Annotated in this window: 17 protein-coding genes; 2 read left to right on the top strand and 15 right to left on the bottom strand. The window is 37.2% G+C overall.

What is annotated here, in order from left to right:
• Positions 1-12 precede the first annotated feature (12 nt).
• Positions 13-1,590, top strand: coding sequence for an FAD-dependent oxidoreductase (locus ACPWSR_RS12335; RefSeq protein WP_426348529.1), 1,578 nt, complete (start codon positions 13-15; stop codon positions 1,588-1,590).
• Positions 1,591-1,663: 73 nt separating this feature from the next.
• Here ACPWSR_RS12335 and ACPWSR_RS12330 read toward each other — a convergent pair whose 3' ends face one another.
• From ACPWSR_RS12330 to ACPWSR_RS12290, 9 genes are all read right to left on the bottom strand, one after another.
• Complete coding sequence (locus ACPWSR_RS12330; protein ID WP_426348528.1) at positions 1,664-2,320, bottom strand: SGNH/GDSL hydrolase family protein; 657 nt, start codon at positions 2,318-2,320, stop codon at positions 1,664-1,666.
• A gap of 1 nt (position 2,321) precedes the next feature.
• Positions 2,322-3,005 (bottom strand): YesL family protein, encoded by a 684-nt coding sequence (locus ACPWSR_RS12325; RefSeq protein ID WP_426348527.1) that lies wholly within the window; start codon positions 3,003-3,005, stop codon positions 2,322-2,324.
• Positions 3,006-3,136: 131 nt separating this feature from the next.
• Positions 3,137-4,819: a GH3 auxin-responsive promoter family protein gene (locus ACPWSR_RS12320; RefSeq protein WP_426348526.1), complete on the bottom strand. Its 1,683-nt coding sequence runs from the start codon at positions 4,817-4,819 to the stop codon at positions 3,137-3,139.
• Between the two features lie 52 nt (positions 4,820-4,871).
• Complete coding sequence (locus tag ACPWSR_RS12315; RefSeq protein WP_426348525.1) at positions 4,872-6,134, bottom strand: cytochrome P450; 1,263 nt, start codon at positions 6,132-6,134, stop codon at positions 4,872-4,874.
• 45 nt (positions 6,135-6,179) lie between these two features.
• The gene (locus ACPWSR_RS12310) at positions 6,180-6,338 is read right to left on the bottom strand and encodes a hypothetical protein (RefSeq protein WP_426348524.1); all 159 of its coding nucleotides are present in this window, start codon (positions 6,336-6,338) and stop codon (positions 6,180-6,182) included.
• Positions 6,339-6,404: 66 nt separating this feature from the next.
• Positions 6,405-6,755 carry a hypothetical protein gene (locus ACPWSR_RS12305; RefSeq protein WP_426348523.1) on the bottom strand — a complete coding sequence of 117 codons (351 nt, stop codon included), beginning with the start codon at positions 6,753-6,755 and terminating at the stop codon, positions 6,405-6,407.
• Positions 6,756-6,789: 34 nt separating this feature from the next.
• Complete coding sequence (locus tag ACPWSR_RS12300; RefSeq protein WP_426348522.1) at positions 6,790-6,942, bottom strand: hypothetical protein; 153 nt, start codon at positions 6,940-6,942, stop codon at positions 6,790-6,792.
• Positions 6,943-7,039: 97 nt separating this feature from the next.
• Positions 7,040-7,420, bottom strand: a complete 381-nt coding sequence (locus ACPWSR_RS12295; RefSeq protein ID WP_426348521.1) for a hypothetical protein — start codon at positions 7,418-7,420, stop codon at positions 7,040-7,042.
• Between the two features lie 116 nt (positions 7,421-7,536).
• Complete coding sequence (locus ACPWSR_RS12290) at positions 7,537-8,493, bottom strand: exonuclease domain-containing protein (RefSeq protein ID WP_426348520.1); 957 nt, start codon at positions 8,491-8,493, stop codon at positions 7,537-7,539.
• A 189-nt stretch (positions 8,494-8,682) separates the two neighbouring features.
• On the opposite strand from ACPWSR_RS12290, the gene ACPWSR_RS12285 reads away from it, so the two are divergent.
• Positions 8,683-9,366: a GerMN domain-containing protein gene (locus ACPWSR_RS12285; protein WP_426348519.1), complete on the top strand. Its 684-nt coding sequence runs from the start codon at positions 8,683-8,685 to the stop codon at positions 9,364-9,366.
• Between the two features lie 145 nt (positions 9,367-9,511).
• On the opposite strand, the gene ACPWSR_RS12280 is transcribed toward ACPWSR_RS12285, so the two are convergent.
• The 6 genes from ACPWSR_RS12280 to ACPWSR_RS12255 all read right to left on the bottom strand — a co-directional run bounded on the left by ACPWSR_RS12280 (position 9,512) and on the right by ACPWSR_RS12255 (position 15,060).
• Complete coding sequence (locus ACPWSR_RS12280; RefSeq protein WP_426348518.1) at positions 9,512-10,993, bottom strand: L-fucose/L-arabinose isomerase family protein; 1,482 nt, start codon at positions 10,991-10,993, stop codon at positions 9,512-9,514.
• A gap of 12 nt (positions 10,994-11,005) precedes the next feature.
• Positions 11,006-11,626, bottom strand: a complete 621-nt coding sequence (locus tag ACPWSR_RS12275) for a DUF4867 family protein (protein WP_426348517.1) — start codon at positions 11,624-11,626, stop codon at positions 11,006-11,008.
• A gap of 134 nt (positions 11,627-11,760) precedes the next feature.
• Positions 11,761-12,585, bottom strand: coding sequence for an AraC family transcriptional regulator (locus tag ACPWSR_RS12270; RefSeq protein WP_426348516.1), 825 nt, complete (start codon positions 12,583-12,585; stop codon positions 11,761-11,763).
• Positions 12,586-12,825: 240 nt separating this feature from the next.
• Positions 12,826-13,146 carry a putative heavy metal-binding protein gene (locus ACPWSR_RS12265; RefSeq protein ID WP_426348515.1) on the bottom strand — a complete coding sequence of 107 codons (321 nt, stop codon included), beginning with the start codon at positions 13,144-13,146 and terminating at the stop codon, positions 12,826-12,828.
• A 118-nt stretch (positions 13,147-13,264) separates the two neighbouring features.
• The gene (locus ACPWSR_RS12260) at positions 13,265-13,594 is read right to left on the bottom strand and encodes a DUF6054 family protein (RefSeq protein ID WP_426348514.1); all 330 of its coding nucleotides are present in this window, start codon (positions 13,592-13,594) and stop codon (positions 13,265-13,267) included.
• Between the two features lie 20 nt (positions 13,595-13,614).
• The gene (locus ACPWSR_RS12255; RefSeq protein ID WP_426348513.1) at positions 13,615-15,060 is read right to left on the bottom strand and encodes a hypothetical protein; all 1,446 of its coding nucleotides are present in this window, start codon (positions 15,058-15,060) and stop codon (positions 13,615-13,617) included.
• Positions 15,061-15,079 lie beyond the last annotated feature (19 nt).

Genomic DNA, 15,079 nt, shown 5'->3' with positions numbered 1-15,079 from the left:
GGAGGTTATCTAATGAAAAGAGAAATGAAATCTGACATAGTAATCATAGGAGGAAGCCTAGGAGGTGTTGCTGGTGCTCTATCAGCAGCTAAATCAGGGAAAAAGGTTATCCTTACAGAGGATACTCATTGGATTGGAGGTCAGCTTACCAATCAAGCAGTACCACCAGATGAGCACATGTGGATTGAACAATTTGGTTGTACAGAAAGCTATAGAGAGCTGCGAAATAGAATAAGAGCTTATTACAAAAATAATTTCCCTGTAACAGAAGAAGCCAGAAAAAACAAAAGGCTAAACCCTGGTAACGGCTGGGTAGGAAAGCTCTGTCATGAACCAAGAGCTGCTCTTGCTGTTCTTACAGAGATGCTTGCCCCTTATGTTCATTCTGGCAAAGTATTGATTTTAACTAGATATAAGGCTGTAGAAGCTGAAACCTCTGGAGATTCCATCCTTTCTGTAAAGGTAAGAAGCTTGGATAATGGAGATGAATGTATCCTTGTAGGAAGCTACTTCTTAGATGCCACAGAATGTGGGGACCTTCTCCCCTTAACCAATACAGAATATGTAACAGGCTCTGAGTCCCAAAAGCAAACGGGAGAGCTTCATGCCCTTCCTGGAGAGGCAGATCCCTTAGATATGCAGGCTGTAACCTGGTGCTTTGCCATGGATCACATAGAAGGCGAGGACTTTACTATCAGTAAGCCAAAGGATTACGATTTCTGGAGAAGCTACAAGGCTGATTTCTGGCCTACTAAGCTTTTAGACTGGGCTATAGTAAACCCTCCAACCTTAACTAAAAGAGATATGACCTTATTCCCACCAGATAGCAGAAGCTCTCTCTGGGGCTATAGACAGATAGTTGATAAGAACAACTTCCTTCCAGGAACCTTTGATAGCAGTGTAACCTTAGTTAACTGGCCACAAAATGATTATTGGCTTGGACCAATATTTGATGTAAGCGAAGAGGAAGCAAAAAAACATATAGAAGGAGCTAAGCAGCTGAGCCTTTCCCTGATGTACTGGATGCAGACGGAAGCACCAAGAGCTGATGGAAAGCAGGGCTATCCAGGGCTTAGATTGCGTGGAGACATCACCGGTACAGATCATAGACTTGCTATGCAGCCTTATATTAGAGAAGCTAGAAGAATAAAGGCTGAGTTCACTGTGCTTGAGCAGCATGTGGGCTACGAAATGAGAGAAGGCAGGAAGGCAGAGGAGTTTAAGGATTCTATAGGTGTAGGTGCCTATAGAATAGATCTTCATCCAAGCACCGCTGGCAGGACTTATGTAGACATCCCCTCCCTTCCCTTCCAGATACCTCTAGGTAGCTTGATTCCTCAAAGGGTAAACAATCTACTCGCTGCCTGCAAGAATATAGGAACTACCCATATAACCAATGGCTGCTACAGACTTCATCCTGTAGAATGGAATGTTGGTGAGGCAGCAGGCTATGCTGCAGCTTATTGTATGAATAATAATATTTCACCAAAAGAACTGAGAAATGATAGTAAGCATCTTGAAAGCTATCAAAAGCTCCTGGTAAAGGAAGGCTTTGAGCTTCAATGGCCTGATGTTTCATACGAAAAATAAAGCCTCCCGTTATAAATTTATATAAAAGCCACAGTTGAAGGGTATTTACCTTTCTTCTGTGGCTCTTTACATATCATATTAATTGTAGAAGCTTATCTTTGATCATATTGGCATAGAGCATAGCTCCAAAAGAATTTATATGAACTCCATCCTCTTCTGTAGAGTTTTCAAGAGTTATCAGATAGCTGTGAGGCTTTAAGTCCTCCGTATATGTGTACATGTCCACTAATGGTACCTTTTCTTCCTTGGCTATAGCAGAAGCTGCATTTATGTATTTCTTTAGCTGTTCATTGGCTCCTCCTACCGGGATGTACCATAGAGGATTATGCCTTCCATAATAATAAGTAGCTCCTTTTCCTTCCTCATCTCCCATATCTCCCTCCAATACCTTGTGAGGCAGAACTAATATAGGAGAAGAGCCTATATCCTTTATCCTCTTTATTATTTGAAGGATATTTTCCCTATACTCTGCTAAGGAAACCTTTGCTCTTCCCATATCACAGAGGAAGTGGTCATTCATACCAAAGTTTATTATCACAAAATCAGGCTTATGAGCTAATACATCCTCCTCTATCCTACTGAGCCCCTGAGCTGAGGTATTGCCATTAATACCAGAGTTTATTACCTTTATTCCTAAATCCTTCTCAAGAAGGTTTGTCCACTTATTTTCCTCTGGTACTCCATGACCAAAGGTAAGTGAATCACCAAAAGCTACTATTTTTCTATCCATTTTATTGTCTCCCTTCCTCCAGGCTTTCTTCTATTTTTATGAGCATTTTTCTCTGATAAAGCATTATAGTGTAGCAGGCTAGAGAGAAGCCTATCAGGGAAATAAATATTGATATATTAAGTATTACAAAGCCTAAAGCTATAAATATAGCCCCATTTAATAATGTAAAGGGAATTCTTTTAATCCCATAATAAACAGAAAGGGCAAGGATGTCCTTTCCTTTTAAATTGAAGCTTCCTATAATAGGATAAACATAAGTAGTTAAGAGAGCTAAAAAACAAATCAGCCCTATAAATATATAGTTTAATCCAGAAAAGCCAGAGCTCCTAAACATCAATATATCTAGGTAGAGAATATTCATAAATACTATTATTAAGCCACCCAGTAAAAGACTCTGTCCAAAGCTTTCCTTGTAGCTTTTAAAATAATCCTTTACTACCCTTATGTATTTATCCTTTATAAGTTTATTCATTAAAGAATATAAGGCAGTAAGCCCTGGTGCACCTAGTATTAAGGCGAAGCTTAGACTCAGCTGAAAATACCATATATTCATTTTAGGAGCCATTAAAAGTACTATGATCACTGGTATATTTGTAATTAGTAGGAATAGATTGCTTAATACCATATTCCAAAAGAATACAGAAAATCTATAAAAGCCATTATTAGTAAAATCTCTTTCTTTCATTTCATTCTCCTTTAGTTAAACCTTTTCTATACTTTAATTTTATGAAACTTTAACTTTTATATATAGGTAAAATATTATGCTTTTGAGGAGAATATTAGGTTTAACTGCTAATGGCTTTATAGATTTCGTCCTTACCGCTGTATATTTTCCTTAATTATCCCCATGGCCTGATGATTCTTATTAAGGACTCTAGGGATTTTTAGCTGATTCTTTGAAACCCCTTTTTTATATAGGATTTCCTTTATAGCATTGAAGGTACCTGGCAGAAGAAGCTGAACCTTAAGGCAGCTGAGCCTGTTCCCTTTCCTCGCTCTGTCATAGGCTGGATTTGCAGTCCTAAGCTCATTATCTAAAAGCTTATCCAACTCTTTAAGAGCTTTTCCTTCTGGAGGCTTATCCAGTTCTAAATAAAAGATATACCTTCCAGGAGATACAGCTATATCTGGAGAGGTTGTATAATCAATAAGCTTAACCTTTAGCTTATTCATGGTCTCCAGGATGGCATGGGTTATATGCTCCTCAGTGGTCTTCTCTGCAACCATGTTTAAGAGCTGATTTTTTCTATATAAAAATTCAATTTCTGGAGCATCCTTATAGAAATCAATAACCTTTACCACATCGCCCATGGGATAGCGATATAAGCCGGCATGATTGGTAATAACTACCTCATAGCTCTTTCCAAGAATCAGGTCTTCAGATGATACCGTCTCCCCTTCCTTTCCATTTTCCAGGGGTATAAATTCATAATAGGCTGTGTCTGGAATCATAATATAGCTTATCTTTCTGGAGGCTTTATTTATTCCCATGAGAGCTTCCGAAGCAGCATAAGCTGGTGAATAAATAGGTAAGCTCCCGGTATAGTAGTCTACCTCACTGTCATAAATAGAAAAATTGGCTCCCGTGACAGCCATAAGATAGCTGAGCTTAGGCCACAACCTTCTGGCTATTCCATTAAAGCCCTTATCAAACTCCTTGCTGACCTCTTCTCCTCTTGAAGCATCAGGAAATAAAAGTGTATTTAAGCTTTTTCTTACCTTCTCTTCTAAGGGAAGAGCCCTATTTATCCTCCCTTCCCTGATATCCTTTGTAAGCTCTTTTTTGTTTTTTTCCATGAGTCTAAAAAAGTCCAGTATATTAGAGATGAATACACTGCTTATATAAGATAAGCTTCTATCCTTTAGTGCAAATAGGCAATGAAGATATAGTGCCGTCTGCTTATCACTAATTTTCATTACCTCTAGAGGGGATGTATAAAGATAGGGTATTATTTTCTTAATGGAATTAAAGCCTCCGGAGGTACCTGAACGAATGGGTATATCTGCCTCAGTATAGGAGCTTTGAACTATATCTGCCAGCATAAGTCCTCTGTTTAAGCTCCAATTCTCCTTAAAATTCTTATAAGCATATCTATTTACCAGTACGGCCATATACTTTGAAGCATTCCTTCTGCTGCTCTTAGTAGTGGGAATTAGCTTTTGCCTTCCGGTAGTTCCAGAGGTATGGCTGAAATATTCTATGGGCTCACTTACAAGAATATTTTTCTCTCCCTTTGCCATTCTTTCAATATAAGGGTAAAAATCATTATAATCACCTAGAGGAACCTGTTTTTTGTATTCCTCTATAGATTTAATATTTTTAAAGTTATGCTTTAATCCATATTCAGAGCTTTTATTTCTTTCTATTATTTTTTGTAAAGTATCTATATTGTTTCTATTAAAGTTCTTTAGCTTTCTTTCAAAAGCTGCCTCTTCAATAGCTCCAAATTTTATGAGGCTAAGGTATAATGTTTTGCTTATTAAGCTCGTGATTTCCACTTCCTAATATTTTTTTATATATTATGAGCCTAATAAGCTATCTGTTACCTAACTAAGTCTTCTTTTTTCTAACGGTGCATATTATAAAGCCGCTTTCAGGTAATGTGGGAATCTTATGGAGATTATAGCTTAAGTTCTGTTTTGGAAGCTTATATTCAATGCCATTAACAAAGAAATCTATAAATACCTTCATTAATTCTAAGGTAATTTCCTCTCCAGGACATCGATGTCCCTTAAGATAATCGCCACCACCCTGAGGTATAAAGGAGTATTTATTCCTTTCCTTAGCTCTGAACCGTAAAGGGTTAAATTCATAAGGATTACTCCAAATTTTAGGATCATGATTAGTCCCATAGATATCTAGTATTACCAGGGTTCCTTGAGTAAAATTAACACCTCTATATATAAAGTCCTTTTTTACTCTAGCTCCAACAAAGGGGGCAAAGGGATAAAATCTTCTGACCTCCTGTACGAAATACTCGTAGTAGTCCTCATTTTTGAGCCTAAGCTCTCTTCTTAAGGCCGGGTATTCATATATGGCTAAACAGGAAAAGGTTATGAATGTAGAAATAGCTACAATGGGACGAATTATATTAATTAGCTCTATGGCAGCCATAGCTTCAGGAAGCTCTTCCTCCTCCTCTTTATAGCTGCTCACCACATAAAGAGGAGAGCTAGAATGGCATATTAATTCACCCAGTCTAACTTTTTTTATTATCCTCTGGAGGAAAAGCTCTTCCCGGCATCTTGCCTTTTTTCCCTTCCAGTATTTAGGCCCTACGGATCCAAAGGAATATATCATATCAATGAAGTTCTGAGCCTTAGCCTTTATCTCATCATCCTTTAAGGGAAGTCCTACCCACTGAAAGGCAGAGGAGCATATAATATTTTTCATCTCTTCAAATATTACGACCTCTTCAGCTTCTTCCCATTGTGCTGCTGCCCTGGATAGCTTATCTCTAAATATCTTCGCAAGATCCTCTATCCTCTCAGGATTCATTAATAGAGACATGAATAATTCCTTTCTATGAAGATGCTTTTCTCCGTCGGTAGCTTGAATAGCATTGATTCCAAAGAGAGTCTTTTGAACCCTCTTTGGAGCTGCACCACTTCTAATAAAAAGCTCAGGATTATAAAATAGCCTGCTTCCCTCTTCACCTATAAGACAAATAGCTTTTTGGCCAAGAAGTCTTGTCTCAAAGATATCACTATTAAGCTTCTCTCCTCTATTTTTAATAAAGAGATACCCTTCTGTTAAAAGCTTTAAGGTATTATCTATTCCTTTATCCTTAGGTATGGTATTTTGACTATTCATAAATTCTCTTGTCCTCCAATCCTAATAAAGTGAAAAAAACAGGCACTATTTTGTGCCTGCATCTTCTCCACCGGGACCATCCCTTCTCTCTCTTGTATCAGGATAGTATTTTAAGTTATTATTTGTCCACTGATTGTTTCCTTCATCCTTCTTTGCTTCTTCATTGTTATATTTAAATTCCTTAGGAAGCTTCTTATCGCTCATAAAATCATCTCCTTTTACTTTAGTATGAGCTAGAAGGATCATTAATATTCAGGAGCCTATCCATGGTTAAATATTTTTTGATTCAATATATAAATAAAGAAGCTTAAAGAGCATTAATATATCTATGAATACCAAAGCAGTATAATAAATATCTAAGAAGTCCTCCTTATCAGCTATGCTAGTCATAGGACTAAATTTTTCTACTGGATATTCATTACCATATATAACTACAGCAGCTGGATCAATGACCTTATTAAAGGAGCCGCTTAAATGTACATCATCATATACTGTAACAGCTTCTCTTTGATTCTCAAGATCAATCCTTGTTCCATCCTTTAAAATAATAGCCTCTGCTAAGGTATCTTCTCCAAAGCTATTCTTATGCTCTGAAGAATGACCTTTTATTGAAATAGACATGGGATTAATGATTATTTCTGAAATATTATATTCATTATGTAGTATTTACGCACTCCTCAGCCTCCTGAGGATTTCTTAGTATAGTCATTGCCATATGCCTTAGGAGCTTACCAAACTTTTTTTCTGTCTCTTCAATGGCAGCCTCTTCTCTTTTCTGATATAAGCTTATTATCTCTTTATCTTCCAACTATTTATCCTCCTGATTTTCCTTCAACTAATATGACGGAAATAAACATCTTTGGTTATTAAAAAAAGACCTCTATTTTATAGAGATCCTTCACTTATTAATTTATTTCAAGTCTAACAGTCTCAAGCCATTTATTTATGGCACTTCTATTAAAGGTATAGATACCATCTATATTTATATATGGAATTCCAGAATTCTCATCACTAACGAGCTTCAATACCTGACTATCAGATAACCTTAAATACTCACCAAGTTCAGATAAGCCAAAATTTTCTTCAGCCACCTCATTATTATTGTAACTTGAATTATTGTAACTTGAATTATTATTCATAACATTTAATTGCCTCGCTAAGGAATCTAAGCCCGAGCTTACATATGCACCATTAGTTTCCATACCCTTTGAAATAATAAAAGCACTGATAATAATAGCAAAAGCTAAACAAAAAAACGAAATAGGTAATAGTTTTTCCTTTAACATAAGATATTCCCCCATAATTTAATGCCTCACTTAACTTAAGGCTCATATATTAATTATATACTAAACGAACTATCTTACAATATTTTCCCACAAGTGCTTTAGTAAAAATCAAGAGTTTATAATTGTAATGTATATGTAGGACCTGTACGAGAATACCTCATCTCTAAAAATTCCTCTTCATTTAATAGAGTGATATCTTGCCCTTTGGCTTTATAATCCGTTGCTTTTCTAAGCTTCGTACTCATTTCTTCCCTTCTGAGGCCTTGAATGTTCTTCATGTTAGTAACCAGAATAGTAGTCTTTTTTGTAACGGTGCCTCCTGTAGCTCCTCCAAGTCGCCTTACCAGGGTCATGGCTTGGTCTCTGGACATGGAATTTAGCTTTCCAGTAAATACGACCACTTCATTTTTAAAGGCTTCCCTGTTGTAGTTTTCTGCATTATTTTCCCTTTTATAATAATAGGTTTTATTTGAGGTTCTTATAGCTCTTCCCTTAAGACTACAAGAGCTGTAACCCTTACAGTCAACATAGCCCATCACTAATCCAGTAATATCAGCTACCTCCTGTATATCAGTGGTTTTTAATTCCTCTGATACCTTCAGGAGTATATTGGAGCAGGCAAGGGCATCATATAGGGCATCATGATGGATAAACTTATAATCTAAAAAATCATTAACAGTGTTTAGCTTTGCATCCTGTAAACCTAGATAAAAATTCTTCGCGAGCTTCATGGTACATATATATTGAAAGCTGGGGAGCTCTATATCATAAAGCTCTGCAGTTTTTCTAAGAACCGATATATCAAATGAAGCATTGTGAGCTACCACTGTGCTATTAGGAAAATAATTCTTAATTTTCTCCCACACTTCAGGAAATTCTGGGGCATCCTTTACCATTGCAGGTCTTATTCCATGGATACCTATATTTATAGGCATAAATCTCATTTCCTGAGGTCTTATTAAATAATGAAGCTTTTCTACTACTTCCCCCCCTTTTACCACCACAATACCAATGGAGCAGGGACTATTTCTTTTTTCATTAGCTGTTTCAAAATCTATTGCAACAAAATCCATTTCTATCACCAAACCATTTTTATTATCCCTATAAGTATATTTAAAATTTGCTATTGGCACAAGGCTTAAGAAGCAAGCTTCGATGCTCCATTTGACTGAATAGCTTAAAAACCTTAAAATGTAATTATAAGGTAATTGCAAGCAAATCTATATTTCTCACAAAAATATTCCAAGAAAGGATTTGATTATATGAAAAATACTAATAACAAAAGAAAGTCAGGTTCTTTTACTCTAATTACAGCAGTGGCAGTACTGCTTCTAAGCCTTCTAGTTGCCTGCGCAAGCCCTGAGGCTCCATCAACTCCTGGATCAGACAATTCCGGTAATCCTCCGGTTTCTGATGGCGAACAAAAGGAAGAGCCTCAAAGTAATCCTCCCGTTTCTGAGGATGAAGAAGAGGTTGAGCAAAGGGAAGAAACTCATAAGAGTGAAAAGGTTACCCTATATTTCTCTGATGCTGAAGTGAACTATATGCTAAAGGAAACCAGGGTTATCTCCTATGATAATGATAAAACTCTAGAAGATGCTATAGTAGAAGCTCTTATTGAAGGCCCAAAAGCAGAAGGTAGAACTAGAGCTATATTAAGCACCGTAAAGCTTATTGGTACAAGAGTTGAAGATGGTATTTGCTATGTAGAGCTCTCTAAGGAATTCTTTAATGAAAATGCGGCTGGTACTGCCGGAGGTGGTATGGCTTTAGGAACTCTTGTAAGCTCTCTTTTAGAAAGAGATAACATAGAAGGTGTTGTCCTCATTGACCAGGGAGAAGCAATAACAGAATATGGTGGTCACTTCTCCTTCGATGGACCAATAACCTCACCCATGGGCACAGTCAATGAAGATGGACTTGAGGATTCTGCCCTTACGGATTAAGTTCCAAAGATTTTATAATTAATTCAGCATCAAAAAATACTACAGAATTGATATGCTACCCCTATATAGGGGTTGCACACCAATTCTGTAGTATTTTTTAGTACAGAGAAAGCAGGACGTTATCACGTCCCCCTTCACTAATCTATTATCTCCATGGATTTTCTGTAGGATATCTCACCCCTGCTGGCTGGTTATAGCCGATATCTTCTACAGGAACACCAATGTATTTGAACACTTCAAATAATGGCTTCCCGAAATGTCCGAAGGCAACTGCTCCATGATGAGGGAATCCGCCTTCGATAAGTACATGACGGTAGAATCTTCCCATCTCAGGAATTGCGAAGACACCGATGGAACCAAAGGAACGGGTTGCCACGGGAAGGACCTCACCCTGTGCAATGTAAGCACGAAGCTTGGAGTCTGCAGTGCTCTGTAGGCGATAGAAGGTAATATCTCCAGGTATAATATCCCCTTCTAGGGTGCCCTGTGTAACTTCCTCAGGGAGAGCTCTTGCCATAATCATCTGGTATTTCATCTCACAGAAGGAAAGCTTTCCAGCGGCTGTATTTCCACAATGGAAGCCCATAAAGGTATCTTCTTGAGTATAGCTGTATTTTCCTTTGATTTCTTCTTTATACATATCCTTAGGAACAGAGTTATTAATATCAAGAAGTGTTACGGTGTCATTACTTACAATAGTTCCGATGAACTCACTGAGTGCTCCGTAAATATCTACCTCACAAGCTACGGGAATCCCCTGTGCTGTAAGACGGCTGTTCACATAGCATGGCACAAATCCAAATTGAGTCTGGAAGGCTGGCCAGCACTTCCCTGCGATTGCAACATATTTACGGTAGCCTTTGTGCTCCTCTACCCAATCCTTCAGGGTAAGCTCATACTGGGCAAGCTTTGCAAGGATTTCTGGTTTCTTATTCCCAGCTCCAAGCTCTTCTTCCATCTCTTTTACAATCCCTGGAATTCTCTCGTCACCCAGATGCTTATTAAAGGCCTCAAAGAGATCAAGCTCTGAATTTTCCTCAATCTCGATACCCATATTGTAAAGCTGCTTGATTGGGGCATTACAGGCAAGGAAGTTTAAGGGACGAGGACCGAAGCTGATAATCTTAAGATTGCTAATACCTTCTATAGCCCTTGCTATAGGAACAAAGTCGTGAATCATGTCTGCACATTCCTCAGCATCCCCTACAGGATATTCTGGTATATATGCCTTGATATTTCTAAGCTGAAGATTATAGCTTGCGTTCAGCATACCACAGTAGGCATCTCCACGCCCCTGTATCAGGTTGTTTCCGGACTCCTCAGCAGCTGCAATGAACATCTTAGGTCCATGAAAATGCTTTGCAAGGAGAGTCTCGGCAATCTCTGGTCCGAAATTACCAAGGTATACACATAGTGCATTACATCCAGCTTTTTTTATATCCTCCAACGCTTGTACCATATGAATCTCGCTTTCAACGATACAGATTGGACATTCATATATATCCTCTGATGAATATTTTTTTATATACTCATCCACAAGCTTTCTTCTACGATTCACAGATAAGCTTTCTGGAAAGCAATCTCGGCTAACAGCCACAATTCCTATTTTTATTTTTGGTGCATTCATAATTTATCCCCCTTAAATTAGTGATATATTCTTTCCTGTGAGTCCATAAAAGGCTCCTTCTATGCCAGAATCCTCATGGGCAATCAACCATTTATTTTTAGCTGTAAGGAGCATAGCTTCGCCTATCCTACTAGGTGAGTGAGAAAGCTCCCTGTTGGTATCTCTCGGCAGAATAACTACACAGCGGAAGCCTTTGTCATCCTTCATGCAGGGTGCATAATGTAAGGTTGTTCCATACATCTCAACCACAGTTCCTGCAGGAACCAAAAATGCCTCTACTTTATCGGTAGCATATTTGTAATCCTCAGAAATATCCTGTTGTTTTCCCACAAGGAGAATCATATCCGTAACAGCAACATTAATTTCCGAAGAGCGGTGATATTCCAAGGCATTGAGCATAGAATTAAAACCATTACAATAACCAATCTGAATGGGTAGTCCACCGTAGGCATCATCTTGAAACTGTTCTGCCACAGCAAGCTCCTCCAGCTCTTCACAGGAAGGCTCATATATCACTTCTCCCAGTGGCAAAGGGGTATGTTCCATTGCTTTTAAAAGCTGAGAAACATCATATCCCTCAAGAACTCGTCCATAAGAACTAAAGCATAGGTCTGTTACTTTTTTAATGTGCATATTTTTTCCTCCTTGAAAACCGTATAATAATTATAACAATTTCCAAAATCTCCTACGACCAAATACTTAGCTACTTTATGGCAATTTCTTGTCCTTTTATAAATACAATGAGCTTTATTATTCCTTTGATTCTATTATTTTGGCAGCTCTTTTCTAAACTCACTGGGAAGCTTATCATATTTTTTGCGGAACATTTTTGTGAATGCTTTGCTATTTGGAAAGCCATTATCACTGGCTATGGTACTAATTGATAAATCTGTATTGACCAAAGCTTTATAAGCATACTCTAACCGAAGATTGTCTAGATAAGCTTTGTAGTTCATCTTGGCATATTTCTGAAACATTCTTGATAAATATGTAGGAGAATATCCAAAGGTACTGGCAAGACTCTCTAAGGATAGATCACTATTATAGTTTTCTTTCATATAAGCAGTAATCTTAGAAAGCTTATTCAGCTTTTTAGTATTTTTTATCATTTCTTCATCTACATTTACTTCACGGTACTTGCTTACCAAAAGATATAGAAGGTGATAAAAGAAGCTCTGGACCTTAAGCTCATAACCAAAGCTTCTATCTGTATAAACCTCATACATATTCTGTATAACTCTCATGACTTCCTCATCCTGAAGTCTTCTACTGTGAGTAAAATATATAAATCTTTCATCGGTATAATACTTTTTAAAGGTCTCCAGGGGAATTTGCAAAACTACTGTAAAATTCCTTTTCTGTGCATGTATTGAATGTATTTCGTTGGAATTTACAAGCATAAACTCACCGGGCTTTAAAGGATGCTTAGCTTCATTCACATAAAACTCCAGCTCTCCTTGCAGCAATGCAAAAATTTCTATGGAATTATGCCAGTGCTTTCCCCTGACATACTTTCCATCCTTCCCCTCAAAAATAAACATCTTAAAAGGTATATCATCATTTGGCATAATAATTTCATGAGAGTAATCCATCTTTTTTCCTCGCTTGTTTCTTTTATATATTTACTTTCTCTACTTCATTACTCAGTTTCGTGCTATATATTTAGAAAAGGCTACCAAACCTTTTGGTAATTGATTTAATAATTAAATTATACTACTTAATTAATTTTGTGTATATTTTTACCAATTCAATAAGTAAGCTCTATTTATATTTAGATAAAAAAATAAAAAACCTATGTAAAATAAAATCTACACAGGTTTAAAATTCATATTTTATTCCACAACCACAGCTGTACCACTAGCAATTACCATGAGCATGCCATTATCGGCACCTAATACTTCATAGTCAACATCTACGCCAACCACTGCGTTAGCACCTCTGGCAGCAGCTCTCTGCTCCATTTCTCTCAAAGCATTTTCTCTGGCATTCATCAGCTCTTCCTCATAGGTAGCAGAACGTCCTCCAAAGAAATTACTTAGTCCTGCAGCAAAATCCTTGAAGACATTGACTCCAGAAATCACTTCGCCAAAAATAATACCCTTGTATTCTACAATCCTCTTTCCCTCTACTGTAGGAGTAGTGGTAGTAATCATAATAACCTCTCCTTACCCTTTAAAATAATTGAACCATATAAACAAGCTATATACTTCAATTGTACTACTTAATCATTTGGTTGCATATTTTTCTTTATCATCCTAATTACAAATTATTTTATCCAAGAACTTCTTTCAGCTTATCTAGAAAAGCTTCTTCCCCCCAGGTATTTATCTTAAAGAACATAGCCTGACTACCTCCAGAGGTTATTGCTGAGAGCTGTATGTCTCCATCCCCTGCCTGAAACAGAGTAACATTTAAGCTTACACGATTTCCTCCTGCATAGCTATATCTCTCAAACACCCGAACACTGCAGCGAGCATCTCCACTTCTAAAATCACTGGAAGCTTCTAAAGATGCAGACATGCTTCCATTTAGAATCCCATCTTCAATTACTTTAATTAAAACATTGAAGTTACCATTTAATACTTTCTCTAACTTGGCCATAGCTTAAGTCCTCCTGATACTTATTTTTTGTTCCTATCTGTATGCTTTTTACTTAAATACATAATAATTGATATTAACCCTCCACTTATTAAGAAAACACCAGCTCCTAGGGCTAAGATGATAACAATAAACTTTATCATATAGCTGGATACAAAGGTTGATTCTTTAGGCTTTTTTCCAGTGCTCAGTTGAAATTCAAGCTCTCCATGGGGAAGTCCATCAAGCTTCAAGGTATAGCCCTTATCCGTTTTTATAAAGCCTTCTAACCCACTATCCGTAATAAAATAAGGTGTGTTAATATTAATTTCTAAGGGTCCGAAGTCAGCCCAGGTTTGTGCTGGAGATAGAAGATAGGTATAACTATAGACTGTAGGATTATAGGACTTATCAATGGAGGGATATAGTGGAGCTGTAACCTCATTGGTGATCCTCTCACCAGGTTCAAGAACAATATCATATTGGTACCAGCGCATGAGAGAAAGGTAAGGATTAAAATCATTTCCTATTCCTATATACCCCTGCTCCCATTCATTTTCATTGAAGCTCGCCACAAAGGAATTATACCAGTCATATTCTGAAACCATGGAAGCTTCATTATAGTTTATAAAAGCAAGGTCTTTAAAGGTTAAACTAACGCTTTCCGTGAGTTTGATTTCTCCATCTATTTTCTTCTCTTCTGTAACATCATCATAGATATTCCAGAAGGGCATTTTTTCAAGGGGATCCCCTATTACATAAAGTGCAAAAGAAGCATTATTTTCACCCAATCTTCCAATCCGAACACCATTATCCCAAGAGGAACCAATACTGCCATCTTCTAAAAACACTTTGGTTTTGCTACTATCTGAGGATAAGAAAAAGGATGTATAAGCAACCTTATATTTTGTTTTATCAACGCCCCTTATGGTGTAGGTGTATTTTGTAACTGGAGTATCCGGCGAATAAAATTTGTCTTTCATATATTCATTATTAAGCTTTGCCATATCATCTTTTATATTGAATTCTTCCGGATAATAAGAAAAAGTATGTCGCAGCTCCTTTTCTATAGGGGCATCATTTACAGTAATATCATACTTTTCTCCATCAATATTCTTCTTAAGACTATTAGACTCACTATCGTAGACATCATAATAAGCTGGGGCATTGCCAAAGGGAAATACCAAGGTTGCATGAACGGTGTAATCTGCTGGATTATAAAAATTGTATCTGGCAGTTACCTTCCCTTCATATGCCAGGTATTTCTCAGCTTTATCATAATAATCCATGGGAAACTCCTGGACATCAAAGGTAAGCTCCTCCTTTTCAACAACTATAGGACAGTACTTATTAGTTATGATTGCTCCCGTGGAGGTAACACCTGTCCACTGTGAACGAGCAGAATTTGCCCAAGGAAAAGCTCCATAAGAGAAAATAAGCATAAGGGTCATAAAGAATATCATTTCCTTCATGTAATTGTTCTTTTTCATATTAGTCTCCTTCAGAGAG

The sequence above is a fragment of the Alloiococcus sp. CFN-8 genome (assembly GCF_049943125.1).
Taxonomy (GTDB): Bacteria; Bacillota; Clostridia; order Clostridiales; family Clostridiaceae; genus JAEXZL01.
Note: the sequence above shows the minus strand (reverse complement) of the source record. Positions and strands in the feature narration are given on the sequence as shown.

What these genes read in the sequence shown, in the direction of transcription:
- ACPWSR_RS12335 (WP_426348529.1), top strand. Translation starts at nt 13, where the DNA reads ATGAAAAGAGAAATGAAATCTGACATAGTAATCATAGGAGGAAGCCTA.
- ACPWSR_RS12330 (WP_426348528.1), bottom strand. Translation starts at nt 2,320, where the DNA reads ATGGATAGAAAAATAGTAGCTTTTGGTGATTCACTTACCTTTGGTCAT.
- ACPWSR_RS12325 (WP_426348527.1), bottom strand. Translation starts at nt 3,005, where the DNA reads ATGAAAGAAAGAGATTTTACTAATAATGGCTTTTATAGATTTTCTGTA.
- ACPWSR_RS12315 (WP_426348525.1), bottom strand. Translation starts at nt 6,134, where the DNA reads ATGAATAGTCAAAATACCATACCTAAGGATAAAGGAATAGATAATACC.
- ACPWSR_RS12310 (WP_426348524.1), bottom strand. Translation starts at nt 6,338, where the DNA reads ATGAGCGATAAGAAGCTTCCTAAGGAATTTAAATATAACAATGAAGAA.
- ACPWSR_RS12305 (WP_426348523.1), bottom strand. Translation starts at nt 6,755, where the DNA reads ATGTCTATTTCAATAAAAGGTCATTCTTCAGAGCATAAGAATAGCTTT.
- ACPWSR_RS12295 (WP_426348521.1), bottom strand. Translation starts at nt 7,420, where the DNA reads ATGTTAAAGGAAAAACTATTACCTATTTCGTTTTTTTGTTTAGCTTTT.
- ACPWSR_RS12290 (WP_426348520.1), bottom strand. Translation starts at nt 8,493, where the DNA reads ATGGATTTTGTTGCAATAGATTTTGAAACAGCTAATGAAAAAAGAAAT.
- ACPWSR_RS12285 (WP_426348519.1), top strand. Translation starts at nt 8,683, where the DNA reads ATGAAAAATACTAATAACAAAAGAAAGTCAGGTTCTTTTACTCTAATT.
- ACPWSR_RS12280 (WP_426348518.1), bottom strand. Translation starts at nt 10,993, where the DNA reads ATGAATGCACCAAAAATAAAAATAGGAATTGTGGCTGTTAGCCGAGAT.
- ACPWSR_RS12275 (WP_426348517.1), bottom strand. Translation starts at nt 11,626, where the DNA reads ATGCACATTAAAAAAGTAACAGACCTATGCTTTAGTTCTTATGGACGA.
- ACPWSR_RS12270 (WP_426348516.1), bottom strand. Translation starts at nt 12,585, where the DNA reads ATGGATTACTCTCATGAAATTATTATGCCAAATGATGATATACCTTTT.
- ACPWSR_RS12265 (WP_426348515.1), bottom strand. Translation starts at nt 13,146, where the DNA reads ATGATTACTACCACTACTCCTACAGTAGAGGGAAAGAGGATTGTAGAA.
- ACPWSR_RS12260 (WP_426348514.1), bottom strand. Translation starts at nt 13,594, where the DNA reads ATGGCCAAGTTAGAGAAAGTATTAAATGGTAACTTCAATGTTTTAATT.
- ACPWSR_RS12255 (WP_426348513.1), bottom strand. Translation starts at nt 15,060, where the DNA reads ATGAAAAAGAACAATTACATGAAGGAAATGATATTCTTTATGACCCTT.